The organism is Massilia genomosp. 1 (genome assembly GCF_011682185.1).
GTDB classification, from domain to species: Bacteria; Pseudomonadota; Gammaproteobacteria; order Burkholderiales; family Burkholderiaceae_D; genus Telluria_A; species Telluria_A rubra.
Genome location: NZ_WHJF01000424.1, coordinates 1 through 387, shown reverse-complemented (window position 1 = coordinate 387; position 387 = coordinate 1). Strand labels below are relative to the sequence as shown.

The 387-nt window shown below is 46.3% G+C and carries 1 protein-coding gene; it reads left to right on the top strand.

Going from position 1 to position 387, the window contains the following annotated elements:
- Positions 1-206: 206 nt before the first annotated feature.
- Positions 207-387, top strand: a 181-nt coding sequence (locus F1735_RS36100; RefSeq protein WP_222853201.1) for a hypothetical protein, incomplete at its 3' end; no start/stop codon positions are given.

Below are 387 nucleotides of genomic sequence, written 5' to 3'. Positions count from 1 at the left end.
GACCGATTTCAAGAAACGAACAACTCTGGCACGTGCTCGCTCAGGCTAAACAGTTACCGTTTTTGCACGTCTTTTAAGAAAAATTTTCAGGTTTCTGATATCCCTTCATAGGGGCTGAACAGTTACGTTTCTTCTATGCTTTTTCCTCGCCGGTGTGTTGGTTTGTGAAGGTGCTCACGAACATATATCAAAAGTATAGAGACGTTATGAAATTCGACAACAGCATGGTCCAGTACGAGGGGAGGTTCAACCGCATCGCGGCCCCCCCTGTGTCAGACTACTTGTCGGGTGTGTTTTTGAACAAAGTATGTCGTGATCTTGAGCGTTGTAGTGGGGTTTTTAGGGTTCGTTCTTGTGCTGTACTTTTGACATCGTTTCCGGGAGCGG